Origin of the sequence: Methylobacterium sp. E-045 (assembly GCF_022829685.1) — a bacterium.
In the GTDB taxonomy this organism is placed as follows: domain Bacteria; phylum Pseudomonadota; class Alphaproteobacteria; order Rhizobiales; family Beijerinckiaceae; genus Methylobacterium.
This window is the reverse complement of the sequence record NZ_JAKSYE010000117.1, coordinates 30,027-53,975: the sequence shown is the minus strand read 5'-3', so window position 1 is coordinate 53,975 and position 23,949 is coordinate 30,027. Positions and strand designations below refer to the sequence as shown.

The following is a 23,949-nucleotide window of genomic DNA, read 5'->3' as shown; positions in this document are numbered from 1 at the left end:
GCAGCACCAGGGCGTCGCCGTCGTCGAGAACCGTCGGCTCGGGCAGGTCGAGCAGGAAGGACAGGCCGCCGACCCCGCGCATGGCCATGCGCCGGCGATGGCGGTCGCCATGGTCGAGGACGATGCGGTCGACGATCTCGTCGGAGAGCGAGTCGCGGCGCAGGGCGCGGGTGGCGGGGAGCATGGCTCGCGACGTTTCCACCAATTCGCGCCGCGGATGGCGTCGTCCCCGTAAGTATCGGGCAGGAATCCGAGCGTCAAGATCTCGTCCTCCAGGAACGGCGAGCGACAAGCCCGCGCCGGTGGAATCCACCAAACCGCCGGTTCGTGACAATCCGCCCCCTGCGCCGGCTCCCGCCCCGCTCGGCTTCTGGGCCCGGCTACACGCCGCCCTCTCGCGAAAGGCCGCCTGATGCCCCGTCGCCTCTTCCGCACGCGCGTCCGCGCCTGGCTGTCCTCGCTGAAGGGCTGGCGCACCTATCTCGTCGCCTTCGTCCTGGCCCTGCCTGAGATCCTGGAAGGCCTCGGCGCCGTGGATTTCAGCGCGGTGCTGCCGGCGGCTATTGCCTCGAAGGTCGGCCTGATCCTGCTCGTCGCGCGCCTGGTGCTCGCGCCCTACCTGCGCACTCTCGCCGCCGCGAAGGCGCCGGCCGCCGAGGAGCCCCGCTGATGTGGGGCTTCCTCGCCAAGCTGCTGCTCGGTCTGCCGGGCCTCGCCGACGGCCTCTTCGGCTACCTGAACAAGCGGTCCGACAACACCGTCCTGGTGAACGGCCAGAACGTCACCGCCGATGTCTCGATCGGACAGGCGCAGCTCGCCGCCTACGTCGAGGAGCGCAAGGTCATCGCCCAGGAGCGGGCGGCGCAGAACGGCTCGCCGTGGACCGCCTGGATGATCCCGACGGCGTTCGGGCTCTGCATGATCCACTTCGGCGCGATCGTCCTCGACTCGACCTTCCTGTTCAACTGGCGCGTGGCGAAGCTACCGACGCCGTACGATCAGATGGAATGGTCGATCGTCATGGCGGTGATCGGTGTCGCCGGCATCGCCGGGACCGTCCGCAAGGTCTTCTCGAAGTAGCACCCCTCCCCTGAGGAGGGGGAGGGTCATTGACCCCGCGCGACCGGAACGCCGGCGCGCCACCTCGCCCGTGGGGGCTTGCATCATGGACACCTCGTTCCTCGCCGGCGGCCCGATCACCTGGGCCGCCCTCATCGCGTTTGCGCTGTTCCTGGTCGCGGTGCTGAAGGTGGTCGACTGGATCGCCTCCAAGCTCAAAACGCGAGAGAAGGAGGCTGTCAGCCCGCTGGTGCTCGATCTCGCCTCGGTGAAGCTGAACGTCGAACGTCAGGGCGACGCCCTGAACGCCTTCAAGGTGGAGGTCGCGCAGAAATACGTGACCGGCGATGTCATCACCCGCCTCGAGGGGCGGATCGACGGCATGGTGTCTTCGGTGCGGGATGAGATGCGGGCGACGCGCACCGAGCTGCTCGACGCGGTTCTGAACGGGCGATCGAAGTAGCCGTCCCTGCTATCCACAGCCCTGTAAACCTGTCCTGCCCCGCCCGGCTCACGCCGCGGCGGGGCTTTCTGCTGTCTGCGTGTCGTCCTCGTAGACGACCTTGCCGTCCACCGCGATCGAGACGGTGTAGAGGTTGTCACTGCATAAGATGTTCGGATCGTCCTCGCCTACGCACTCTGCAAAGAACTGCGCGCGATTGCAGTCACAGGCATAGTTGCCCTCACACCATATGTAATTGTCCGTCCACTCGCTCGGATGAGTGTAGCTGCGGCTTTCGCCAGTCTCTCGTTTCGTGATCGTCACGTCATAGGGCATCCTCAACTCCTCACGCCCGGCCGCCGTCATGGCGCGCCGGGCTTTTTCGCGTCTGTGGCCCGGACCTCGGACCATCGTGCCCATGCGGCCTTCACCGCGTCGGCCGCCTCCTGCTTCGTCGGCGCCTCGCCGTTCAGGGCGCATCCGACAGTGCCGGGCGAGGCCTGGATGCCATTCGCGAACCACAGCCATCGGCCGTCCTGCGGGCCGCCGCCCATCCGGTAGATGCGGCCGACGAGCTCGCCGTCGTCATGCGCGACGAAGTCGTGCTTGCGCTCAGTGCCGGGGTACGTGTGGGTCCAGACGATCGGCATTCAGCGAGACGTGTCCTACTTCTCAGCGTGCCGGAGTCCCGCGACGACGACCGCGATCGCGCTCCCAAGGATGGCAGTGCTTACCCCGGCCTCTGCGGCAGTTGTCGAGAAGCCCTGCGCGAGAAGCGCCTCATAGAACCATCGAACCACGTTCCACGCCACGACGACGAGCGCCGCCGAGGCGAAAGGCCCGAGGGCGATCAGGGCGATGTTCGTGCGGCTCATTCCTGTGTTCCTTCCTGTGCCGACCTGATGTGCCGACCCCCGGTTTCGGCGGGAATCGGCGGAACGAGCCCCTACGAGGGGGATCGAGAACGGGCGGGGAACGGAATGTGCCGAGTCTTGTGCCTTGACGAAGCGCCAGCAAACGTCTTTAAAGTCGCCCCTGACGCGACTAAACCATGAATTTCTTCAATGGTTTCAGAGCGAATGCCGGATTAGCTCAGCGGTAGAGCAGCGGTTTTGTAAACCGAAGGTCGGGGGTTCAATCCCCTCATCCGGCACCATCCCCCAGCGCTGATGACCATCGGTTGCGCGTCCCAGGGCCGGTCCGAAGGCGGACTTCGTTAACGATCAGGCGCCATCAAGAGGCGGTCGGGAGATTTCGGTCGTCCGTTCATATCGGCACGTCGGGAACGAGGGCGGAAACCCATGCGGATAGGTGTTGCGGCGGGTGTGCTCGCGGCGTTGGGCGTCGGGATGGCGGCTCATGCACAAGGTCTCGCACGGGGCACCGAGGACGGCGCAGAGCGCGGCGGCAACATCGCCGGCCCCCTGGGCGCGGCCGTCGGCAGCGTGATCGGAGGCGCGGTGGGGACCGCCAACGAGATCCTCGGGATCGATCGCCGGGAACGGTTCAGGATCTACACCCGCGGCGAGCGGCGCCCGTCCTTCGCCTACCGCGGCAAGGTGCAAGTCGGCACCGTGCTGCCCGAGGGCGGTGTCGTCTATTACGACGTACCCCCCGAATTCGCCCTGAAAGGCTACAACTACACCGTCGTGAACGATATCCCGGTGCTGGTCGAGCCGGGCACCCGCCGGATCGTCGAGGTGATCGACTGAGTCGAGAGCGCGTCCGAGACGGCCCTTCGTCTCTTGTTCCCATGACGACCCACTTGACCATCGCCGCCGATGGCGAACGCCATGCCGGCGCAGAGGGCCCCCGGTGACTTGCTTCGCGGCCTATTGCGACGGCCTTCAGGCGATAAATATTGCCGATTAACAGTCCCGCTGCATTGAAGCGGGAATAGACATTCAGTCATGCTCTCTGCGACGGGCGTGAGACTGTCTCCGACCCGGGTCGAGGTAGGGTCATGGACCGTAGGGGCACCACTCACTGGGTGAGCGACGACCGACTAAGCGTCCGAAAGGCGACGCAACCGACATCCTGTCCGGTCTCGGGTTAGGATGGGTCCATGGCTGACGATGTCTCCAACCGAGAACCAACCATCGGTCACGCCAGGGAAGCGGCGGACGCGGTCGAAACATGGGCCGTCGATGACGAGCGGTACCGCCTGCTGGTGGACAGCATCGTCGATTACGCCATCTATATGCTCGATCCGCAGGGGCGGGTGGCGAGTTGGAATCGCGGCGCCCAGCGCTTCAAGGGCTATACCGATTCGGAAATCATCGGCGAGCATTTTTCGCGCTTCTATACAGACGACGACCGGGCCATCGGTCTTCCCGGCCGCGCCCTGAGGATCGCCGAGACCGAGGGCCGTTTCGAGCAAGAGGGCTGGCGCGTCCGCAAGGACGGCAGCCTGATGTGGGCCCACGTGCTCATCGATCCGATCCGAGGCAAGGACGGTACCCTCATCGGCTACGCCAAGGTCACCCGCGACCTCAGTGAGCGACGGGCTGCGCGGGCCGCCCTCGAACGGAGCGAGCAGCAGTTCCGCCTCCTCGTCCAGGGCGTGCGGGACTACGCCATCTACATGCTCGACCCTCAGGGAAAGGTCACGAGCTGGAATCGCGGCGCCCAGCGCTTCAAGGGCTACACGGACGACGAGATCATCGGCGAGCATTTTTCGCGCTTCTATACCGACGAGGATCGCGCCTCCGGCCTGCCCGCCCAGGCGCTCCGGACCGCGGCCACCGAAGGCCGTTTCGAGGCGGAGGGCTGGCGTATCCGCAAGGACGGGACGTGTTTCTGGGCGCATGTCGTCATCGATCCGATCCGGGGCGAGCATGGCGAGCTGATCGGTTTCGCCAAGATCACGCGGGACGACACGGAGCGGCGAAACACCGAGCAGGCTCTCGAGGACAGCCGCGCGCGCATCGTCCAGTCGCAGAAGATGGAGGCGATCGGCCAGCTCACCGGCGGTGTCGCGCACGATTTCAACAACCTCCTCGCCGTCGTGCTCGGCAATCTGCATCTCGCCCTCAAGCGCCTTCCGCCGGATCGCAAGCTGCTGCGGCTGGTGGAAAACTCCATTCAGGCGGCCGAGCGGGGGGCCACGCTGACCAAGCGCATGCTCGCCTTCGCCCGCCAGCAGAAGCTGGAGACCGGCCCCGTGGACGTGCCGGAGCTCGTGCGGGGCATGGCCGAGCTGCTGAAGGGCTCCATCGGCTCGGCCATCCCGGTCGCCATGCTGTTCCCCCCGGAACTGCCGCTCGCCAACGTCGATGCCAACCAGCTCGAACTCGCCCTGCTCAATCTCGCCGTCAACGCCCGCGACGCCATGCCGGAGGGCGGCACGATCACCATCGCCGCACGCGAAGCGGCGGTCGCCTGCGACGAGGTTCCCGGTCTCGGCCAGGGACGCTACGTCTGCCTGTCGGTCACCGACACGGGCGGCGGCATGGACGGGCAGACGCTTGCCCGCGCGACCGAGCCGTTCTTCACGACCAAGGGTGTCGGCAAAGGCACCGGGCTGGGCCTTTCCATGATCCACGGCTTCGCCGAGCAGTCGGGCGGCCGGCTGTTTCTCAGGAGCGTACCGGGCCAGGGCACGATTGCGGAGCTGTGGTTGCCCGAGGCCGAGGTGGGTGATCCGGGAACGGGGACGCCGGAAACGGCCCTCTCCCCGGCAGCGACGACGCCGTTGAGGGTTCTGGTGGTCGATGACGACCCACTGGTCCTGATGAACACGGCGGCCATGCTGGAGGATCTCGGTCACGTGGTGGCCGAGGCGGCGTCTGCCTCGCAGGCCCTGGACCTCCTCCGCAATGCCGAACCGTTCGATCTCGTGATCACGGACCAGTTGATGCCGGGTATGAGCGGCACGCAGCTCATCGCGGCGATCAGCCGGGGATCCCCCGGACTGCCGGTCATCCTCGCCAGCGGCTACGCCGACCTGACGGAGGGCGAGCATGCCGATGACGTGCGCCTGACCAAGCCGTTCGGGCAGGAAGAGCTGGCGCGGGCCATCCAGACGAGATTGCGGGTGGAGCCTCCGATCCTGGCGTTCCGGCCGGCGGTGGACGAGTCCAGTGCCTCCCCCGACACGATGACGGCCGGGGTCGGCTCATATCTCGGCTGACCGGACGAGTACGCCGGTTCGCCATCGACGAATTCGAGACGTGCGAAGCCGCCATCGCCGTGACCTCGCGCGAAAAGGCCCCGATGAGACGAACTCATCGAGGCCTGGCGTGACGGATCGGCTCGAAGGAGTTCTCAGAACCCCATGGCGACCTTCAACGAGCCGACGATCGTCGCGATGAGACCGACGGCGAAGACGCCGATCATCGCGTAGTTGAACGGTTTCAGCTTCATCGGCGAACCCTATCGACCGATCAACAGCGATTCCCGCCGGAGGTCTGGCCGTATTGCTGAACCGGAAAGTTCTGCTGGTTGGCGTTGCCTTCGGCGGCCGAACTCATCGGGCAGGTGGCTGGGTTGCGCGAGAAGACATCGCCGCGGGACTGAAACGAACCCGTCGTCTCAACATCGTAAGGCGAGGACCCCGTGTAGCGGGAGGGGTGATCGTAAGCCATCGCCGACGAAATCGAAGAAACACCAAGAAAAAGAGCGGTAGCTATGGCGGCAATACAGGTCTTCATGGGGATGGCGTGGCTCCTATAAGCTGCAGATCTGGAATGAGGTCTGCTTGTTGCTGTTGAAAACGAATATGGGGTGCCATCTCCATTCTTGGCGTGCTCGCGCGCACGCGCTGTCGCGGATTATAACGCGCGCCGCACGTCCGCCCGACCCGCTCAGACGACGAGGCGCGCCTCCACCAGATCGATCTCCCGGACGAGCCGCCGCAGCACCACGTCGTCGATCGCTTCCGAGCGGCGCAGGCGATAGAGGGCCTGGCGCTCGGCCTCGATGCCGACGAGGCGCAGGCGCTTCTCGGTGAGGGCGAGCTGCTTGATGCGGCTGACATCCTTTCGCGGCTCCGCCGTCGCCGCTTCCAGCCCCTCGTAGCGGTCCATGGCGCGGGCGCTGGCTTCCACCGCGATGGAGGCGTCCTCCTGCTCCTCCACGAGCCGGTGCTGCAGGGCCTCGATGGCCTTCACGGCGTCGTCTCGCGCGGCGGCGCGGGCGGCGTCCTCCTCGGAATCATGGCTGGGTTCGGGGGGAAGGCGCAGGCCCCGCAGCAGCGGGGGAAGGACCGTGCTTGCGAGGAGGAGCGAGGTCAGGATCACACCCATGGCCAGGAGGATCGAGAGATCCCGCGCGGGGAACGGCGTGCCGTCCTTCAGGGTGAGCGGCAGCGTCAGGATACCCGCGAGGGTGATGGCGCCCTTGACGCCCGCCAGGGTCGTCGCGGCCACGAGGCGCAGGGTCGGCGTCTCTCGTCGATCGCCGCTCCGGCGCGCCTTCATCAGGACGAACTGGAGCGAGATCCAGACCCAGACGAAGCGGATCGCCATCAACCCGGCGGTGATGGCCAGGATCCAGGCGACGAGCCAGCCGGCCCCCTGGACGTCGGCCTGCCTGACGGCCTGCCGGAACACCTCCGGCAACTGCTCGCCCAGCAGGACGAAGATCGAGCCGTTGGCCGCGAGAGCCACCGTGTCCCAGACGGCGGTGCGCCGGACGCGCGTGGCCCCCAGGCTGCGCCCCTGGATCTCCACATAGGTCATGGCGATGCCGGCCGCGACGGCGGCCAGGATGCCGGAGGCGTGGACGTGCTCGGCGGCGAGATAGGCGCCGAAGGGCGTCAGCAGGCTGAACAGGATCTGCAGGCCGGGATCTTCGCCCGTGCGCCGCCGCAGCAGGTCCTGGGCGCCCATGAGGAGGAAGGTCGTCGCGGCGCCGATGCCGATTCCACCCAGGGCGAGCCACACGAACGTGGTCGCCGCCTGAGGAAGCGAGAAGGTACCCGTGAGGGCGGCGGCGATGGCGAAGCGCAGGCAGACGAGGCCGGTGGCGTCGTTGAGGAGGGCTTCCCCTTCGAGGATGTGCATGAGGCGCCGCGGGACCGGGGCCTGTGCCGCCACGGAGGAGACGGCGATGGGGTCCGTCGGCGACAGGACGGCCGCGAGGGCGAAGGCCACCGCCAGCGGCATCCCCGGAATCATGCCGTGGATCAGCGCGCCGATGCCGAGCACCGTCAGGACCACGAGGCCCAGCGCCAGGGCCAGCACGGTCTTGCCGTCGCGGAACAGGTCGCGCTTGGGGATGCGCCACCCGTCGAGGAACAGGAGCGGAGGCAGGAAAACGAGGAAGAAGATTTCGGGGTCGAGGGACGTGCTTGGGAGCGGTCCAAGAGCCAGGGCGACGCCGATGGCGATCTGGATCAGCGGCAACGGCAACGGAATCAAGCGGCCGAGGGCGCCGCTGACCAGGACGGACAGCAGCAGGGCCAGTACGACGGTAACGCTTTCCATTCGTCTCTTTCATGCATGGGCCGGCAGGGCTGACGGTGCCTCGACCGGGTTGACGTCATGACCCCCGATGCCTGTCGCGGCGCTTACTGACCGAGGGCTCGGTGGGGTGGGCGTGCCGCCCGGATGTCCGCGGGCACCCCATGGCGGGCGGTCACGTTCCAGTGATCGACCGGCACGTCTTTGACGGTCGATCGCGGCCGAATTCCTAGCAGCGCGAGGGTGGCGATGTCCCGCGCGATGCCATCTCCAGCCCGTTCGATCCTACCTGCCTCTGATCAAGGCAGGGTGCCTAGCAAGATTGCAAAGCGAGGGAGGGTCTGTCAGTATTCTTCTGGTATACCAGACGACATGACTGGCAAGTGCAACTTTTGCCTGCCGGTTGGGCGCTCTGAGCGCGCGAAGGAAAGACGGGATGTCCCATATCGGCAACCTGCTCGCATCCCGGATGTTTCGGCCGATCCTGGCGGGCGCGACCCTGCGCGAGCGTCTCATCGCCTGCCTCGGTGCCCTGATCGGCATCGCACTGACGGGTCTCGTGAGCGGCTGGATCGTCGGGGAGGGGCCGCACATTCCCTTGATCGTGGCTCCCATGGGGGCGACGGCGGTGCTGCTCTTCGCCGTGCCGGCAAGCCCCCTCGCACAGCCCTGGCCGATCATCGGCGGCAACACGATTTCGGCCCTGATCGGTGTCACGGCGGCTTATTTCATTCCCCATCCCGTCCTGGCCATCGGCGTCGGCGTCTCGCTGGCCATTGCCGCCATGTCATTGACGCGGTGCCTGCATCCGCCGGGAGGGGCAGCCGCCCTGACGGCGCTCATCGGCGGGTCGGCGGTCACCTCGTCCGGCTTCCTGTTTCCCTTCGTCCCCGTCTGCCTGAACTCGATCATCCTGGTGGGCCTCGGCATCGTCTTCCATCGCCTGTCCGGGCGGACCTATCCGCATCGCCCGGCCGCGGCTCCCGCCAACCTCCACGGGACGGCCGACCTGCCTCCTCCGCTCCGCGTCGGCTTCAACGCCGGGGACGTGGATGCGGCGCTCCAGTCCTTGAACGAAACCCTCGACATCGACCGGACCGACCTGGACCGGCTGCTGCGGGAGGTCGAAAGCCAGGCAATGACCCGCACGCACGGGACGCTGGACTGTGGCACCGTCATGTCGCGGGACATGGTCACGATCGGGGTGGACGAACCCATCGCGAAGGCGCGCCGATTGCTGCTCCTGCACAACATCCGGACGCTGCCCGTGGTGGATGGCGAGGGCCGCCTTGCCGGCACGCTGGGCCTGCGCGAACTCGCCTTGCACGGTGACGGGGCCATCGCGCAGGTGATGTCCGAGGCCCGGACGGCCATGGCGGATGAGCCCGTGCTCTCCCTGGTCGACGCGTTGAGCGACGGACGCACGCATGCGGTGGTGGTCACGGCCGAGGATCGCAGCATTCGCGGAATCGTCACCCAGACCGACCTGCTGGCGCTGCTGATGCGCCTGGTCTCGACCAAGGTCTTCGAGGTGCCCACCCCTCATCGAGCTTGAACGGCCTGTCGCAGAGCATGGCCCGGTTGTTGCGGAGAGAGGTGCTTTCCTCCCACCGTACCAGCACGGGTCCGGGGCCGATGAACGACACGCCGCTCCTCCTTCATCTCCTCTACGCGATCCTGATGGCATCGAGCATGATGCTCACGTGGCAGGTCCATCGGCTCCTCGGCCGCGCCTAGAGACGACACGTCGGGCCATTGGCACCAGCACGGGAATGCCCACGAGGGCGGCGGCCCGGGATCGCGAGACCGGAGTCCACCGTTCGACGGCCGGAGCGGGGCGCCCTCACGAGGCCGCCCTCCGGTTGCGGATCATCCCGGCGATGCCCAGCACGATGATGGCGGCCAGCGCCCCGGTGATCGCCAGGAAGGTGAGGGTGCGGTTCCACAATTGGTCGAGTCCGAGATCGGTGGTGACGAGGTCGGGACGGCCCGCATCGGCCATCACCCGGATGCTATAATCGCCCACATGCAGGCCGGTGAACACGTAGTTCACCCGGCGTGCCACGGTGCCGGTGGGCGTACGCAGGTTCAGCGTCGCGTCGCAGATGTGGATCACGATCTTGGCGCTGCACTTGCCGTCCGTCACCCGCGCGTCGGCGACGGGATGGGCCGTGTCGCGGACCTGCCAGTCCGAGAGCAATGGCGGTGCCGTGTAGACGAGGCAGGCGCCCAGGAGGCCCGCGAGCGCCGCGAGGCCGAACAGCGTCCAGACCATGTTGCCCCAGCCCTGGCGGGGAGGGGGGAGGCGCAAGGTGTCCGGGCTTTTCGCGGAAGCGGTCATGGGTGCGGGCCTTAAGGGGCTCTGGCGTGGGAGGTGGCGCGGGCCGGGGATGAGCCGGCCTCGGCGAGGACGCGGCGCGCTTCCGCCGCCTGCCGGTAGCGGCCGATCAGGTCGGCGAAGTCCTGCAGCGTCATCCTTCGCGGCAGGCTGGCCCATATCGTGACGATGCGGCGCTTGGGGTCGAGGCGGATCTTCCGGCCTCCCGGCACCCGCTGCGGGAAGGGGGCTTCCGGCGGCAGCAGCAGGCGCGTGACGATTCCGGTCTGCTGCAACGTCATGTCGAGGTCGGCCATGTCGTCCCAGGGGATGGGCCGGTCGAGGCCGGGAATCGTCAGCGCTTCAGGCCGCAGGATCATCGTCGTCCGCTCGCCCCGCCACAGCCTGAACAGGCCGAATCCCGCGAGCCCGATCCCGCAGGCGAGGGCCACCGCCGCCACGAGGCGTGCCTCCCAGGCCGCCAACCCCGGAAAACCGAGGGCCACGAAAGCGAGGGCGGCCATGGCGAAGAGCAGGCCGGCGACGATCAGGACGATGGCGCCGGGCCGGCTGTTCTCGCGCAGGACCCGCTCCTCGGCGTCGATCGCCGCCGCCGTCGCCTCCAGATGCGCGCGCACGGCCGCGTCATGCTCTTCCACCGCCCCCCGGAAATCCGCCGTGGCCGCCCGGCACAATCCGGCGGGGTCGACGAAATAGGCGGCGAGCTGGCCCAGCGCGTGCGGCGGCGGCACGATGGCAGACGCAGCCAGGAGATCGGCGTCCAGGGGCCTGCCGAGGGCGGCGATGCGCTCGCGGGTCGGCGGATGGGTGTCGGTGGGGTGGAGCTGCTCGGCCTCCAGATGCGCGGCCGGGTCGTCGAGGCCGCGTGCGATCACATGGTCGAGGATGGCCGCGACGAGATCGGCGGGGGCCGATCCGGGCTTCTCGGCGGCGGCATCGAGCACCTCTGCGATGCGCGGCTGGACCGCGCCGGTGCGGAGCAGCGCCCGCGCGGCGGCATCCGGCGAGGTCGGCCCGGCGCCCGCGGCGTCGGCGGCGAATTCCCGCGCCCGGCTCCAGTGCCGCACGGCGAGGTGGAAGCGCTCCATCACGAAGGCGCCGAGGCGCAAGGACGGGGTCAGCAGCCCGAAGGATCCGGCATGGCCCTCCGCCACCGCGTCGAGGGAGCGCCCGACCCCGGCATAGATCGGCAGGAAGCGCTGGCTGTAGACGGTGTCGCCACCGGCGTAATGGGCGAGTTCGTGGCCGATGATTGCCGCCACCTCGTCGCCCCGCATCAGGGCGAGGTAGGGCAGCGGGAGATAGAGGATGCGGCCCGTCAGCCGCTCGCCGCCCGGCTCTACCACGGCGGGCCCGGCGCTGACGAAGAAGCCCCCGGTGAGGCCCACCACCACGGCGTCGGGCGTCAGCGCGCCGAGCCGTTCGGCCAGGCCCTCGGTGAGCCGCCACAGGCCGGGCGCTTCCGCCGGCGAGACGGTCCGGCCGAAGATCGGCAGCGGATCGGGCTCGAACGCGGCCAGAGCGCGGCGCAGGCCGAGAACGGTGGCGCCGGCCGTGACGAGGACGGCGCCGACCGCTACGGCGGCGGCCAGCAGCAGCTTGATCTCGCCGCTGCCGAGGCCGGGCCGGGCGAGGATGCCGGCCTCGACGATCACGGCCGCGACGAACCCTCCCGCGGTGAGGAGGACCTGGATGGCGAGGATGGGAGGCAGCAGCCGCCGCACCAGGGAGAAGCCCGCCACCAGCACGTCCCGCGAGGCCCGCCCCATCCATCCCAGGACGGCGCCGGCCAGGAGGACGAGGATGGACAGGGCCGCCGCGAGTCCCCCGGCCGCGATGACGACGGGCGGCAGCATCCGGCGCCAATCCATCAACCGGGTCAGGGTCGCGGCCTCGTCGCGCGCCGCGCGGGCCTGAACGAGGGCGAGGGGGCCGCCATAGACCTGACCGTTACGGCGGAACTGCATGCGGAAATCGATGCGGCCGTCCCGCGGCTCCCGCGCCTCGAGATCCTGGACGATCCGCGTCAGGTTCAGGTGTTGGGCATCGAGCTCGGCCCAGTCGGCGGCGGCGCGCTCCCGCTCCCAGACACCGAGCAGCATGACCGCCAGGGGCAGCAGGACGGTGGCGGCCACGAGGCCGGCCAGCGAGCTCAGATGCGACGGTGCGCGCGTCATCGTTGCGTCGGCGATGCCTGCCTCCTGAGATGCGTCTTCGCGCAATCGGGCACCGGCATAGGCCGTTTCCTAGGAAAAATCACCCGTCCGGCCGCGGGTGCGGTCCGGGCGACCTTTTGGGTTGTGTCCCCATGGCGAGGCGGAGGCCGCAGGCACCAGTACCAGGGCGCTCCGGTTCCATCGGAGCGCCCTCTGCCGCGACCAATCTCTGGGATGAAGCATGAAACTTTATTGTATGCCACTCCGTAGCGAGGCGGATGGATCTCAACCTCTTTCCGGGTTTCTCCACCCCCGTGCTCGCCTCCACGGAGGCCGACCTGATTGCTGCCGACGCGGCATGGATCGCGGAATTGGCGAGCGTGTTCGGATGCGACAGGATCGACGAGATGGCGGCTCAGGGCGCGGGCCGGGGGGAGGAGGGAAGTCGCCTCCGGCATCTCTACGATGCCCGTGAGGGCGCCTTGGCGGCATGGCGCGCCGCGCGCGGCATGGATTAGGGCGGCCTCGTAAGATTCCCAATCACCACCGGTTTCTGCCTTCGGCATGAGGGTGCTGCGGGCGTTTAGCAAGGGACACCGAGCCGCGCCGGTCCCATTGGATCAGAGGCGATGGCTGCCCGTCATCCCCGACCCTGTGCCCGATCCCGCGAGGCTGACACCCTTCTTCGACGCGCGGTGTCCGTCACCATAGGTGGGGGCCGTGTAGCCCTGTCGGGACTGCCGGTGGATCGCGTCGCCGAGATCGCCGGCGACCTGTCGGAGGGTGGTGGCATGGCAGGATGCGGCCACCTGGGTCGCAAGCTCGCGGGTATGGCTTCGGGCATAGAGGAAGGCGGCGAGGCGGGCGCGGGTCCGCTCCGGGATGGTGGCCAGCAGCGCGGGAATCGCATCAGCGTGGGCACGGTAGATCGTCCCGAGCTGTTCGCCGGAAACAGGGCAGTCGTCGTTGAAATCTTCGATGCCGATCGAACGGGCCTGGAACACGCGGATACCTGCAAGTTGGGTTGCTCCATCAGTGCGGTGCCGTGGTTAACGAATGGTATCGATCCCCGCCGATCGGTGGGACGTCATTAACAGACGGCCGGTCGGCAGAGCGTCACCGGCCGTGTGTCGATCGATCCCGTCGTGTCGGGGTCGTGACTGAGCGTGGCGTGAGGGCCGGGCTGAGGAGCGGTCTTGGGGATCTTCATCAGCTGGAGGGCGCACACGCAGCAGAGAGCCAGTGAGGCCAGCCAGAGGGCGCATCGTGCGGTTTTGACGGTTTGTTTCGACATGCCCCCAGGGTGGGGCCGATTGGTTAGCCAATGTTGAATACCGGTCGGCGGCCTGGAGGGCTTCATCCAAGCCGCAATTCGGCGGCGAGCCGTTCCGCGTCGCTGCGCATCAGGGCCAGGAAGTTCCGGGCCATCGGTCCCGAGCGCAGATGGTAGAGGGCATAGACATCCGCCGACAGGATCGGCGAGACGACCGGCCGGTAGGTGACGTTCGCATGGGCGAGCTTCGCCACGAATTCCGGGATCAGGGCGACGCCGAATCCCGCCGCCACGAGACTGGTGAGCGAGGCGGCCTCCACCGCCTGCTGCGAGATTGTCGGGTAGAACCCGCTGCCGATGCAGCATTGCAGGATGTGCTTGGCAAACAGCGAATCCCGCAGCCGCAGGAAGACGAACTTCTCGTCCTTGAGGAGGCTCAGGGTCACCGAATCGCTGACGATCCCGTGACCCTTGGGCAGGACGACGGTGATCCCCTCGCTCCAGGCCAGTTCGCTCATGAGGTCGGGGTCCTGCGGCGGCGTGCGCAGGAAACTGATGTCCGTCTGCCCCGACTTCAGCGCGGCGATCTGCTTGTCCGGCGACATCTCGTGGATCTGGATGTCGACTCCGGCAAAGGTCTCCTGGAATTTATGGATGAGTTTGCCTAGCGGTCCGGCGAGCATCGAGCCGGTCAGTCCGACATTCAGAACGCCGACGCTGCCGCAGCCGATGGCATGGGCCCGTTCGGAGGCGTCCTGCGCGCTGTGGAGAATGGCCTTCGCCCTGACCAGAAAATCCTGGCCGGCCTGCGTGAGCGAGACGCGGCGGGTCGTCCGCTCCAGCAGACAGGTTCCGATCTCCGTCTCGAGATCCCGGATCTGCTGGCTCAACGGCGGTTGCGCCACGCCGAGGGCCTCCGCCGCCGCCGTGAAACTGAGCTTTTCTGCGACGGCGACGAAGTAGCGGAGGTGGCGAAGTTCCATACCCACCATTCATACGGAGAAGCTCTTAATGGCGACGAAAGATATATTTGACGGCCGCCACGGGTCGTACAATGCTGCGCATGGCGATGGGTGACGACATGCCGCTCCTGAACGATTCCGCAGGACGTGACGTCTCCCGTCGGCGAACCTTCCGATGCACCGGGGCCGGGCACGCGGAGCGACGAACGGCCTGAAGCAACGGTTGGAGGTTCGCATGCGGCGCTTCTTTGCGTCCCTGTTCGGTCAGGTGGTCGCGGCCCTCGTCCTCGGGGTCGTCCTCGGCATCGTATGGCCGGATTTCGCCGTCGCCCTGAAGCCCCTCGGCGACGGATTCATCAAGCTGATCAAGATGGCGATCGCGCCGCTGGTCTTCGGTGTCGTCGTGCACGGCATCGTCGGCGCGGGAGACCTGCGCAAGGTCGGCCGGGTCGGGCTCAAGGCCCTGATCTATTTCGAGGCGGTCACGACGCTGGCCCTCGTCCTCGGCATCGTCCTCGCCTACGCGTTCGCGCCGGGGGCCGGCATGAACATCGATCCCGCCACCCTCGATGCCAAGGCCATCGCCAGCTACACCGATCGGGTCGGTCAGGTGACGGGCACCGTCGACTTCCTGATGAAGATCATCCCGACCACGATCGTCGACGCCTTCGCCAAGGGCGACATCCTCCAGGTCCTCATCATCGCGATCCTGTTCGGTGCGGGACTGGCGCTGCTGGGGGAGCACGGGCAGCCCCTGGCTCAGAGCATCGAACGGATCACCGCGGTCCTGTTCCAGATCGTCGGCTTCATCGTCAGGCTGGCCCCCCTCGGCGTCCTCGGCGCCGTCGCCTTCACCGTCGGCAAGTACGGCATCGGCTCCCTGCGGCAACTCGGGATGCTGGTCGCCCTGTTCTATGTGGGCGTCGCCTTCTTCGTCTTCGTCGTGCTCGGCGCGATCCTGCGCGCGGCCGGCTTCAGCATCCTGAAGCTGCTGGCCTATCTGCGCGAGGAGCTCTTGGTGGTGGCGGGCACGGCCTCCTCCGACAGCGTGCTGCCGCAGATCATGCGCAAGCTCGAACGGCTCGGCATCCGCGACTCCACCGTCGGCCTCGTGATCCCCACCGGCTACTCGTTCAACCTCGACGCCTTTTCCCTCTACCTCACCCTTGCCACCGTCTTCATCGCGCAGGCCACCAACACGCCCCTGTCCTTCGGGCATCTGCTGCTGATCCTCGGCATCGCCCTCCTGACCTCCAAGGGTTCGCATGGCGTCCCCGGATCGGCCATCGTCGTCCTGGCGGCGACCCTGTCGGCGGTGCCGGAAATCCCGGTGATCGGGCTGGTGCTCGTGCTGTCCATCGACTGGTTCGTCGGCATCGCCCGGGCGCTCGGCAACCTCATCGGCAATTGCGTGGCGACGGTGGTCATCGCCGCCTGGGAGGGCGATATCGACCGGGCGCAGGCCCACCGGGTCCTCAACGGAGAGGTCGCCACCGACACGACGGCGGTGCTCGATAGCCCCCTCGCCAAGGCGTAAGCGTCCGGGATCGCATCCGGCGCGCCCGAGCTGGAACCGCCCGGCCCGGGTCCGCCGTGGCACGATCCGCGCCGCGCCCGCGACGACGATGGCCCGTCCGGGCCGCATGATCTCTTGGAGACGAGCCCATGACCGCCTCTTCCTACAACCCGCCCTGCGGGGGGCTGCCGCCCCAGACCGCGCTGATGACCGGTCGGGCCGTGTTCACGGAAGCCTATGCGGTCATCCCGAAAGGTGTGATGAGCGACATCGTCACCAGCGTCCTGCCGTTCTGGGACGACACCCGCGCCTGGATCCTGTCCCGACCGCTCTCCGGCTTCTCCGAGACCTTCGCTCAGTACTTGATGGAGGTCGCCCCCGGCGGCGGCAGCGAGCGCCCGGAACTCGATGCCAGCGCCGAGGGCGTCCTGTTCGTTGTCGGCGGTCATGCCGGCCTCGTCCTCGACGGGACCGCGCATGCCCTGCGCCCCGGCAGCTACGCCTATCTGCCGCCGGGCGCCGCCTGGACGTTGCGCAATCACGGTGACGAGCCGACCCGCTTCCACTGGATCCGCAAGGCCTACGAGCACGTTCCGGGCATCGACGTGCCACCCGCCTTCATCCGGCACGAGTCCGAGATCGAGCCCCGGGGCATGACCGGTACGAACGGCGCCTGGGCCACGACCCGCTTCGTCTCACCTGACGACCTGCGCCACGACATGCACGTGAACATCGTAACCCTCCAGCCCGGCGCCTCGATCCCCTTCGAAGAGACGCACGTCATGGAGCACGGGCTCTTCGTCCTCGAAGGCAAGGCGGTCTACCGGCTGAACCGCGACTGGGTCGAGGTGGAGGCCGGAGATTTCATGTGGCTGCGCGCCTTCTGCCCCCAGGCCTGCTACGCGGGCGGCCCCGGCCCCTTCCGCTACCTGCTCTACAAGGACGTCAACCGCCACCCGGCCCTCACGCCGCGCAGGGTCGGCTGATGGGCGCCCGCCACATCGTCGCCCGCCCGCTCACGCCCGAGGCCTTCGCCCCGTTCGGGACGGTCATCGACAGGGCGGCCGTCGATCCGCGCCCCATGAATGCCGGCATGGCCCGCCGCTTTCACGATCTGGCGGAGGTCCGCGCCATCGGCGAGGGCGCACGGGTGGTGATCGGCCTCGTGGAAGCCCAGCCCTATCCCCTTCCGCTGACGGTCGGCCTCATCGAGCGCCATCCCCTCGGCGCCCAGGCCTTCGTGCCGCTGAACGCCGCGCCGTTCCTCGTCGTCGTCTGCCCCGACGAGGACGGGCGTCCCGGACCGCCACAGGCCTTCGTCACGGCGCCGGGCCAGGGGATCTGCTACGACGTCGGAACCTGGCACGGCGTGCTCACCCCCTTCGGCGCCCCCCAGGAGTTCCTGGTGATCGATCGCGGCGGGACGGGCCTCAATCTCGAAGAGGTCCGGCTCGACGCGCCCTGGACGGTCGCTCTGCCGGCCGCATAGGCCGCCGTTGCGGGGGGCTCGGCTCCCGTCCCCGCCGGGCGAGGTGGGAAACGGGTCGCGTTCCCCTTATTAAAATATGATCGACGACCGGTCCCAGGCCCGCAAATGGCCGGGAGACAGGCTCGCAGCGCAACAGGAGGAGGGCTTTCGCGTCCTGCGGCGAGCGAGGCGGTGTGGCACGAGGAGTACCTCGAGACGATGTTTCCGACGGAACCACAACGGCTTGATCCGCGCTCGGCCATCGATTTCAGAAATCATATAAATGATTGAAACAACTTCATAATTTGCAGCGTGCCCTTTTGTTTCCAGCTCCGAAGGATTGTGCGATCCCGCGATGATCCCGAAGCGATGGGGCTGGTGTCGTGCAGCTGGCAGCGATGAATGCGCTGCATCGTAGCCAAGGCGCGAAACTTCGCCGCCGCCATCGACGCATGGCCGGCCCCGGTGCTGTGATCGTCTTCGAGACGTGACGTCCGGTATCGGCCCCTTCGTTGATCCCGGAGAACGGAGACGCACGGCCCGGCACTCGGGGCCGGAGAGCACCCCGCGTCCCTAACGCGATCCCGGGCCCGCTACTGGCCGGCGCTGACCCTAAGTCGCGTTCGAAGCCGACGGCCTGTTGGACGCGCTGAAGACGGCCCTGTCCGAGCGGGCGCTCGACGCCGAGATGGACCGCCAACTGGCGGGCGAGGAGGCCGGCAACGGCCGCAACGGCTGGCGAGCCTCGAACGGGCTCGTCTTCCAGTACCGAAGAGGCGCTCGCCCGGCCGGAGCGGGCCGGCCGGGTCCCGCAGGCGAAGGGCGGCGAGGTGCCCCGCCGGATCTCCTCGATGGCTGCGATCCGAACTCGGTCTACGAGCCGAACTTGTAGTTCAGCCCGACCCGGACGACGCTTCCCTCCGACCGGAAGCGCGAGGTCGCCTCCACGAGGGACTGGCCGAGTCCGCTGGAACTCGTCAACGGGACGCTGCGCTTGCCGAGATCGTAATGCAGGTATTCCACCTTCAGCGTGACCGCGGAGGACCGGAAGACGTTGAGGAAACTCTCGGTCGGCAGCGCGTATTCGATGCCCCCGCCATAGGCGAAGCCGGTCTCCAGGCGGTCGATTCCGCCGGCGAAGAGGTCGAGGGTCGGAACCCCCGCCACCTGGAAGCTCGTCGCACTCTGGTAGCTCACGTTGCCATAGGCGAGACCGCCGGTGCCGTAGACCAGAACGCGGTCGAACGCATAGCCGAGCCGGCCGCGCACGGTGCCGAGGAAATCGAGGCTTTGCCGCGTGGTGTTGACCACGAACGAATCGCTGCCCGAACCGAAGATCCCGCGCGACCGGCTCTTGGTCTCATCGAGGTCGGTATAGGCGATGTCGGTCTCGATGCCGAGAACGAGGCCCGAGCCGGGGGTGAGCTGGTAATTGTACCCGGCCTGACCGCCGGCCACGAAGCCCTGCTGCTGCGAGGACAGCGAGGCGATGCCGGAGCGTTCGATGAAGAAATCGGTGCCGCTTCCGTTCCCCGAGGTTGCCGCGGTGCGGACGGTCTGCCGGTCGGTGAAGCCGTATCCGGCCTGCACGCCCGCATAGAAGCCGGTCCAGCTGAAGCTCGGGAGGGGCACGAAGACGGGCGGGGGCGAAACGCGGCGAGGCAGGTCCGCCGCAGCCACGCTTCCGGTCATCAGCCCGATCATCGCGCCGACACCCAACAAAATTTTCGCCATCGTCCCCTCACCGCCTCCGTTGAGGCAGCGACGAGAATCGAAGGCGCGATTCTGGGATAGTGCCGGGAAGACACAAATTCGGTCCGACCGCCCCAAATATTTAACCAAGAAGCGACGCGGCCGACTCCCCCTCGGAGAGGTGCAAAAATGCCACTATCGGGCGCTTGGCGGTCGGTCTCCCACACTCCGTTAGAGCTGCCCTTCCACGAAGGCGCGCATGAGCAGATGCGCGATCGCCATGGGCGGCGGTACGGTCAGGCCTCCGCCATGGGTGCCGGCGATCATCGCCGATACCTCCTCGCGCGAGAACCAGCGGGCGTCGGCGAGCTCGGCCGGATCGATGGTGATCGCCTCGTTGAGGGATTCGGCCGCACAGCCGATCATCAGCGAGGACGGGAACGGCCAGGGCTGTGAGGCATGATAGGTCACCGCCCCGATCCTGAGCCCCGCCTCTTCGAGGGTCTCGCGGCGGACCGCGTCCTCGATGGTCTCTCCGGGCTCCAGAAAGCCGGCGAGGCAGGAATACATGCCCTCCTTGAAGCGCGGCGAACGCCCGAGCAGGCAGGATTCTCCCCGCCGGATCAGCATGATCACCACGGGATCGACGCGGGGGAAGTGATGGACCTCGCAGGTCGGACATTCGCGGCGGAACCCGCCGGCGGCGAAACGGGTGGCGGTTCCGCAATTGGCGCAGAAGCCATGGCGGGCATGCCAGGCCAGGATCGATTTGGCCGTGGCGAGAAGGCCGAGTTCGTGCGGCGGCACCGCATTCTCGGCGGCAAGGCTGCGCAGGTCGGTGGTGCGGAAACCGGGATCGGAATCGTACCCGTCGGCGGCCTCCGGGGAGACCGCGCAGGCGAAGACCGGAGCGCCGTCGAGGCGGCCGAGGAAGAGCGTCAGATCGTCGTGGCAGGCACTCGCCGCCCGCGCGGACGGCAGGAGCGCCGTATCGCCGGCAAGGACGATGCGGTCCCCCGCCACCAGCACGATCCGCGCATTCGCCGCGTCCGGCATCGGCACGAGGTCGCTGCTCTCGGCCGAATGGCGGATGAGCCGGCTTTCCGCGAAGCCGAGAGCGTCGACGCGCGTGTTCATCAGGCGGCCGCGAACAGGGCGCCGATGCGCTCGATCATCTGGGCGCGGGCGTGGTGCGGATAGAGCTGGCGCGTGCCGACGCCCCAGACCGGCGACGGCCAGGCCGGATCGGACAGGAAGCGGCCGATCACATGGACATGGAGCTGCGGCACGACGTTGCCCAAGGCCGCCACGTTGACCTTGTCGGGCTTGGCGAGCGCCAGCATCACGCCGGTGGCGATCCGGATCTCATCCATGAGGTCGCGCGCATCCTCCGCCGACAGGTCGGTGAGTTCGCTGGCACCCGCCCGGCGCGGCACCAGGATCAGCCAGGGAAACCGGGCGTCGTCCATCAGCAGGACGCTGCACAAGGCGAGGTCGCCCACCGGAACGGTGTCGGCGACGAGGCGCGGGTCGAGGGTGAAATCGTCTGTCATCGCCGCTCAAGTCGGGGTTCGTCGAGGATGCGGAGTTTTCGCCGGTTCGGCCGCGTAAGTCACGCGGGCGGTGGATCGCCCGTTTTTCCATGGTCTCCAGGCGCGGGCCGTTCGCTCTCCAGGAAGCGGAACAGCGCCGGTGCATTGGCATGCGCCACGTTGAAGCGCAGCCACGGGGTCGGCTCCTGATCGGCGCGGAACAGGTGTCCGGGGGCGAGCATGATGCCCTTGGCGGCGGCCCTCTGCGCGAGACCGGCCGTGTCGGGATCGCCGCCGAAGCCGGCCCAGAGGAAGAGCCCGTTGGCGGGGCGGTGGAACAGCGACAGGCCCACCGAGAGCAGGGCGTCGGCGACAGTCTTCTGCTCGGCGGCGAGCTTGTCGCGGAGCCGCGCGATGTGGAGGCGGTACTGGCCTTCCGTCAGGATCGAGTGGACGATGCTCTCGGAGATCTCCGAGCTGGTCAGGCTCGCCGCCATCTTCATGCGGAGGAGCCGCTGCGCGTTCTCGGGGTTGCAGGCGAGATAGCCGACCCGCAAGGCGGGCGAGATGGTCTTCGAGAAGCTGCTGATGTGAATAACGCGCCCGAGCTGGTCGAGGCTGGCGATGCTGGGTGCCGTCTCCTCGACGAAGCTCGCATAGATGTCGTCCTCGACGATCTGGAAGTCGTGTTTCTCGGCGATGCGGAGGATCTGGTAGGCGGTGGCCGGCGTGCTGGACGTGCCGGTGGGGTTGTGGAAGCTCGTATTGGTGAAGAACAGCTTCGGCTTGTAGCGCTCCGCCAGGGCCTGGAGTGCGGGAATCGACGGTCCCTGGAGGGTCCGCTCGACGCCCACGATGGTCACTCCCATGGCGTGAAGCGACGGATAGAGGTTGCAATAGCCGGGATCGTCCACGAGGGCGACGTCGCCCGGCTGCAGGAAGGTCCGCATGGTCAGGTCGAGGGCTTGGCTCGCCCCGTGCGTCAGCAGGATCTGGTCCGGATCGCACGCGATGTTGCGCTGAGCGAGGAGCAGCTGGATCGCCCGGCGCAAGGGGGCGTAGCCGAGGGGATGCCCGTAGCGCGAGACCAACCGGTCGGGCCGCCGCGCCAGGGCCGCCAGGGCCTGCTTGATCCCGTCTGCGAACAGATGGCTGTCGGGAAGCCAGCCGCAGCCGGCTTTGACCGTGAAGGCGTCCTCCTCGTAGACCCGCTGGAGCAGCCAGCCGGAATCCACCGAGATCTGCACGGGCTTGCGGCGTGGGGCGGCGGCCTTGCGATCGAGGAGCCGGGCCGAGACGAAGTAGCCGCTGGCGCGCCGGGCTTCGAGGAGCCCGTCCGCCACCAGCCGGTTATAGGCGTTCGAGACGGTCAGGGTGCTCACGCCGCATTGCACGGCGAGCTTGCGCACCGAGGGCAGGCGGGCGCCCGGCGCCACGCTCCCGCTGCGGATGCGCTCGGAGACGGCCTCCACCAGCTGGGCGACGAGGGGGGCGGTGCTGGCGGGGTCGAGGCTGATCATGGGCCGTCTTCCAAGGGCGGGACCGGTCTCGACGATCCGACTGTATCGGCGCGTGAATAGATACAGCTGCGGATGCCAACCCGCCAACTGTCGATAGTCGGTCGGTCACGGCCGGGCGATAACGCAGCGCGACGAGGGTCGGGTTCTTGCATCGCGGATCGGCGGAGAGACACATGGATCATGCGATCATCGACCAGGCGGCGGATCGGCAGCTCAACGTCGAGCCGTACTGGATGCCGTTCACGCCGAACCGCCATGTGAAAGCCGATCCGACGCCGCGCATCATCACCTCGGCCAAGGGTGCCTACTATCGGACGGCCGAGGGGCGCGAACTGTTTGACAGTCTGTCGGGCCTGTGGTGCTGCCCCCTCGGCCACGCCCAGCCGCGGATCGTCGAGGCCCTGCGCCGGCAGGCCGAGACCCTCGATTACTGTACCTCCTTCCAGATGACCAACCCGGTGACGCTGCGGCTCGCCGAGCGCATCGCCGACATGGCGCCGGACGGGCTCGACCGGGTGTTCTTCACCAATTCCGGGTCGGAGGCCGTCGATACCGCCCTCAAGATCGCTCTCGGCTACCACCGCCTGCGTGGCGAGGCCGGCCGATTCCGCATGATCGGCCGTGAGAAGGGCTATCACGGGGTCGGCTTCGGCGGCATGTCGGTGGGCGGCATGGTGGCCAACCGCAAGATGTTCGCCACCGCCATGATCCAGGGCGTCGATCACCTGCGCCACACCCACGATTACGCCGAGATGGCCTTCTCGAAAGGCCAGCCCGCCTGGGGCGCGCATCTCGCCGACGACCTCGAACGGATGGTGGCTCTGCACGATGCAGGCACCATCGCCTGCGTCATCGTCGAGCCGCTGCAGGGCTCGGCCGGGGTCATCGTGCCGCCGCTGGGCTATCTCCAGCGCTTGCGCGAGATCTGTGACCGGCACGGAATCCTGCTGATCTTCGACGAGGTGATCACCGGGTTCGGCCGCCTCGGCGCCCCCTTCGGCGCTCAGCGCCTCGGCGTGACCCCGGACATGATCACCTTCGCCAAGGGCATCACCAACGGCATCGTGCCCATGGGCGGCGTCATCGTCCGCAAGGAGATCTACGACACGTTCATGACCGGGCCGGCCTCGGCGGTGGAGCTGTTCCACGGCTACACCTATTCGGGCCATCCCCTGGCGGCGGCCGTCGCCCATGCCTCCCTCGACCTGATGGACGAGGGCGACCTCTTCGCCCGCGTGCGCGAGCTGGAGCCGATCCTTGGGGAGGCCGTCCACACGCTGCGCGACGAGCCGGGCATCAAGGACATCCGCAATTTCGGCCTGACGGCGGCCGTCGACCTCGAGCCGGCACCGGGCCAGCCCGGCGCGCGCGCATTGCGGATCTTCGAGCGCGGTCTGCGCGAGGGCATCCTCCTGCGCTTCACCGGCGACACCATCGCCATGGGTCCCCCCTTCATCTCGACCCCTGCCGAGATCACCGGGATGATCGAGATGCTGCGCGGCCTCATCCGCGCCGAAGCCTGACCGGCGGACGGCGCTTTTCCCGACGGCGGGCCCCTGACCATTCCCCTTCTCTTCAAAGGTTGAA

At 67.9% G+C, this 23,949-nt stretch carries 25 protein-coding genes, 1 tRNA gene and 2 pseudogenes; 14 read left to right on the top strand and 14 right to left on the bottom strand.

Features of this window, described 5'->3' with window-relative positions; genetic code table 11:
• Positions 1-184, bottom strand: a pseudogene (locus tag MKK51_RS21500) (urease accessory protein UreE); the annotation flags it as partial.
• A gap of 228 nt (positions 185-412) precedes the next feature.
• Between MKK51_RS21500 and MKK51_RS21495 the strand changes: the two are divergent.
• The 3 genes from MKK51_RS21495 to MKK51_RS21485 all read left to right on the top strand — a co-directional run bounded on the left by MKK51_RS21495 (position 413) and on the right by MKK51_RS21485 (position 1,522).
• The gene (locus tag MKK51_RS21495) at positions 413-670 is read left to right on the top strand and encodes a hypothetical protein (protein ID WP_243980748.1); all 258 of its coding nucleotides are present in this window, start codon (positions 413-415) and stop codon (positions 668-670) included.
• Positions 670-1,080 carry a hypothetical protein gene (locus tag MKK51_RS21490; RefSeq protein ID WP_243980746.1) on the top strand — a complete coding sequence of 137 codons (411 nt, stop codon included), beginning with the start codon at positions 670-672 and terminating at the stop codon, positions 1,078-1,080. Before MKK51_RS21495 ends, MKK51_RS21490 begins: the two co-directional genes overlap by 1 nt.
• A gap of 85 nt (positions 1,081-1,165) precedes the next feature.
• Entirely contained in the window at positions 1,166-1,522 is a 357-nt protein-coding gene (locus MKK51_RS21485) for a hypothetical protein (RefSeq protein ID WP_243980744.1), read from the top strand.
• A 48-nt stretch (positions 1,523-1,570) separates the two neighbouring features.
• Here MKK51_RS21485 and MKK51_RS21480 read toward each other — a convergent pair whose 3' ends face one another.
• The 3 genes from MKK51_RS21480 to MKK51_RS21470 are packed head-to-tail and all read right to left on the bottom strand — an operon-like array spanning position 1,571 to position 2,376.
• Complete coding sequence (locus MKK51_RS21480) at positions 1,571-1,837, bottom strand: hypothetical protein (RefSeq protein ID WP_243980743.1); 267 nt, start codon at positions 1,835-1,837, stop codon at positions 1,571-1,573.
• A gap of 26 nt (positions 1,838-1,863) precedes the next feature.
• On the bottom strand, positions 1,864-2,151 hold the full coding sequence (locus MKK51_RS21475; protein WP_243980741.1) for a hypothetical protein: 288 nt from the start codon (positions 2,149-2,151) through the stop codon (positions 1,864-1,866).
• 15 nt (positions 2,152-2,166) lie between these two features.
• Positions 2,167-2,376 (bottom strand): hypothetical protein, encoded by a 210-nt coding sequence (locus tag MKK51_RS21470; RefSeq protein ID WP_243980733.1) that lies wholly within the window; start codon positions 2,374-2,376, stop codon positions 2,167-2,169.
• A 206-nt stretch (positions 2,377-2,582) separates the two neighbouring features.
• On the opposite strand from MKK51_RS21470, the gene MKK51_RS21465 reads away from it, so the two are divergent.
• The 3 genes from MKK51_RS21465 (at position 2,583) to MKK51_RS21455 (ending at position 5,633) form a co-directional block, all read left to right on the top strand.
• A tRNA-Thr gene (locus MKK51_RS21465) sits at positions 2,583-2,657 on the top strand.
• A gap of 145 nt (positions 2,658-2,802) precedes the next feature.
• Entirely contained in the window at positions 2,803-3,213 is a 411-nt protein-coding gene (locus tag MKK51_RS21460; protein WP_243980731.1) for a DUF1236 domain-containing protein, read from the top strand.
• A 353-nt stretch (positions 3,214-3,566) separates the two neighbouring features.
• Positions 3,567-5,633 (top strand): PAS domain-containing sensor histidine kinase, encoded by a 2,067-nt coding sequence (locus MKK51_RS21455; protein ID WP_243980729.1) that lies wholly within the window; start codon positions 3,567-3,569, stop codon positions 5,631-5,633.
• Positions 5,634-5,886: 253 nt separating this feature from the next.
• Here the strand turns inward: MKK51_RS21455 and MKK51_RS21450 are convergent, their stop codons facing one another.
• Together MKK51_RS21450 and MKK51_RS21445 are read right to left on the bottom strand one after the other, a co-directional pair.
• Positions 5,887-6,153, bottom strand: coding sequence for a hypothetical protein (locus MKK51_RS21450; RefSeq protein WP_243980727.1), 267 nt, complete (start codon positions 6,151-6,153; stop codon positions 5,887-5,889).
• Positions 6,154-6,306: 153 nt separating this feature from the next.
• The gene (locus tag MKK51_RS21445; protein ID WP_243980725.1) at positions 6,307-7,929 is read right to left on the bottom strand and encodes a Na+/H+ antiporter; all 1,623 of its coding nucleotides are present in this window, start codon (positions 7,927-7,929) and stop codon (positions 6,307-6,309) included.
• Positions 7,930-8,341: 412 nt separating this feature from the next.
• Here MKK51_RS21445 and MKK51_RS21440 point away from each other — a divergent pair, with 412 nt between their 5' ends.
• Positions 8,342-9,460, top strand: a complete 1,119-nt coding sequence (locus MKK51_RS21440; protein WP_243980723.1) for an HPP family protein — start codon at positions 8,342-8,344, stop codon at positions 9,458-9,460.
• A gap of 41 nt (positions 9,461-9,501) precedes the next feature.
• Positions 9,502-9,642: a hypothetical protein gene (locus MKK51_RS21435; protein ID WP_243980721.1), complete on the top strand. Its 141-nt coding sequence runs from the start codon at positions 9,502-9,504 to the stop codon at positions 9,640-9,642.
• Between the two features lie 106 nt (positions 9,643-9,748).
• Here the strand turns inward: MKK51_RS21435 and MKK51_RS21430 are convergent, their stop codons facing one another.
• Together MKK51_RS21430 and MKK51_RS21425 are read right to left on the bottom strand one after the other, a co-directional pair.
• Positions 9,749-10,246 (bottom strand): hypothetical protein, encoded by a 498-nt coding sequence (locus MKK51_RS21430; RefSeq protein ID WP_243980720.1) that lies wholly within the window; start codon positions 10,244-10,246, stop codon positions 9,749-9,751.
• Between the two features lie 11 nt (positions 10,247-10,257).
• Positions 10,258-12,420 carry a M48 family metallopeptidase gene (locus MKK51_RS21425; protein WP_243980717.1) on the bottom strand — a complete coding sequence of 721 codons (2,163 nt, stop codon included), beginning with the start codon at positions 12,418-12,420 and terminating at the stop codon, positions 10,258-10,260.
• A 257-nt stretch (positions 12,421-12,677) separates the two neighbouring features.
• Here MKK51_RS21425 and MKK51_RS21420 point away from each other — a divergent pair, with 257 nt between their 5' ends.
• Positions 12,678-12,917 carry a hypothetical protein gene (locus MKK51_RS21420; protein ID WP_243980716.1) on the top strand — a complete coding sequence of 80 codons (240 nt, stop codon included), beginning with the start codon at positions 12,678-12,680 and terminating at the stop codon, positions 12,915-12,917.
• 102 nt (positions 12,918-13,019) lie between these two features.
• Here MKK51_RS21420 and MKK51_RS21415 read toward each other — a convergent pair whose 3' ends face one another.
• Positions 13,020-13,403, bottom strand: a complete 384-nt coding sequence (locus MKK51_RS21415) for a hypothetical protein (protein ID WP_243980715.1) — start codon at positions 13,401-13,403, stop codon at positions 13,020-13,022.
• A 352-nt stretch (positions 13,404-13,755) separates the two neighbouring features.
• Positions 13,756-14,655 carry a LysR family transcriptional regulator gene (locus MKK51_RS21410; RefSeq protein WP_243980713.1) on the bottom strand — a complete coding sequence of 300 codons (900 nt, stop codon included), beginning with the start codon at positions 14,653-14,655 and terminating at the stop codon, positions 13,756-13,758.
• A gap of 214 nt (positions 14,656-14,869) precedes the next feature.
• On the opposite strand from MKK51_RS21410, the gene MKK51_RS21405 reads away from it, so the two are divergent.
• The 4 genes and pseudogenes from MKK51_RS21405 to MKK51_RS21390 form a co-directional block, all read left to right on the top strand.
• Positions 14,870-16,171: a dicarboxylate/amino acid:cation symporter gene (locus MKK51_RS21405; protein ID WP_243980711.1), complete on the top strand. Its 1,302-nt coding sequence runs from the start codon at positions 14,870-14,872 to the stop codon at positions 16,169-16,171.
• A 128-nt stretch (positions 16,172-16,299) separates the two neighbouring features.
• The gene (locus tag MKK51_RS21400; protein WP_243980709.1) at positions 16,300-17,136 is read left to right on the top strand and encodes a bifunctional allantoicase/(S)-ureidoglycine aminohydrolase; all 837 of its coding nucleotides are present in this window, start codon (positions 16,300-16,302) and stop codon (positions 17,134-17,136) included.
• Positions 17,136-17,639, top strand: a complete 504-nt coding sequence (locus MKK51_RS21395; RefSeq protein ID WP_243980707.1) for an ureidoglycolate lyase — start codon at positions 17,136-17,138, stop codon at positions 17,637-17,639. Before MKK51_RS21400 ends, MKK51_RS21395 begins: the two co-directional genes overlap by 1 nt.
• Before the next feature lie 494 nt (positions 17,640-18,133).
• Positions 18,134-18,357 (top strand): annotated as a pseudogene (locus tag MKK51_RS21390) (hypothetical protein); the annotation flags it as partial.
• 134 nt (positions 18,358-18,491) lie between these two features.
• Here the strand turns inward: MKK51_RS21390 and MKK51_RS21385 are convergent.
• The 4 genes from MKK51_RS21385 to MKK51_RS21370 all read right to left on the bottom strand — a co-directional run bounded on the left by MKK51_RS21385 (position 18,492) and on the right by MKK51_RS21370 (position 22,362).
• Positions 18,492-19,352, bottom strand: coding sequence for an outer membrane protein (locus tag MKK51_RS21385; protein ID WP_243980705.1), 861 nt, complete (start codon positions 19,350-19,352; stop codon positions 18,492-18,494).
• A 189-nt stretch (positions 19,353-19,541) separates the two neighbouring features.
• Positions 19,542-20,447 carry an NAD(+) diphosphatase gene (nudC, locus tag MKK51_RS21380; protein WP_243980703.1) on the bottom strand — a complete coding sequence of 302 codons (906 nt, stop codon included), beginning with the start codon at positions 20,445-20,447 and terminating at the stop codon, positions 19,542-19,544.
• The gene (locus MKK51_RS21375; protein ID WP_243980702.1) at positions 20,447-20,863 is read right to left on the bottom strand and encodes an HIT domain-containing protein; all 417 of its coding nucleotides are present in this window, start codon (positions 20,861-20,863) and stop codon (positions 20,447-20,449) included. Before MKK51_RS21375 ends, nudC begins: the two co-directional genes overlap by 1 nt.
• Before the next feature lie 59 nt (positions 20,864-20,922).
• The gene (locus tag MKK51_RS21370) at positions 20,923-22,362 is read right to left on the bottom strand and encodes a PLP-dependent aminotransferase family protein (RefSeq protein ID WP_243980701.1); all 1,440 of its coding nucleotides are present in this window, start codon (positions 22,360-22,362) and stop codon (positions 20,923-20,925) included.
• A gap of 173 nt (positions 22,363-22,535) precedes the next feature.
• On the opposite strand from MKK51_RS21370, the gene MKK51_RS21365 reads away from it, so the two are divergent.
• Positions 22,536-23,885 (top strand): aspartate aminotransferase family protein, encoded by a 1,350-nt coding sequence (locus MKK51_RS21365; protein WP_243980700.1) that lies wholly within the window; start codon positions 22,536-22,538, stop codon positions 23,883-23,885.
• Positions 23,886-23,949: the final 64 nt, after the last annotated feature.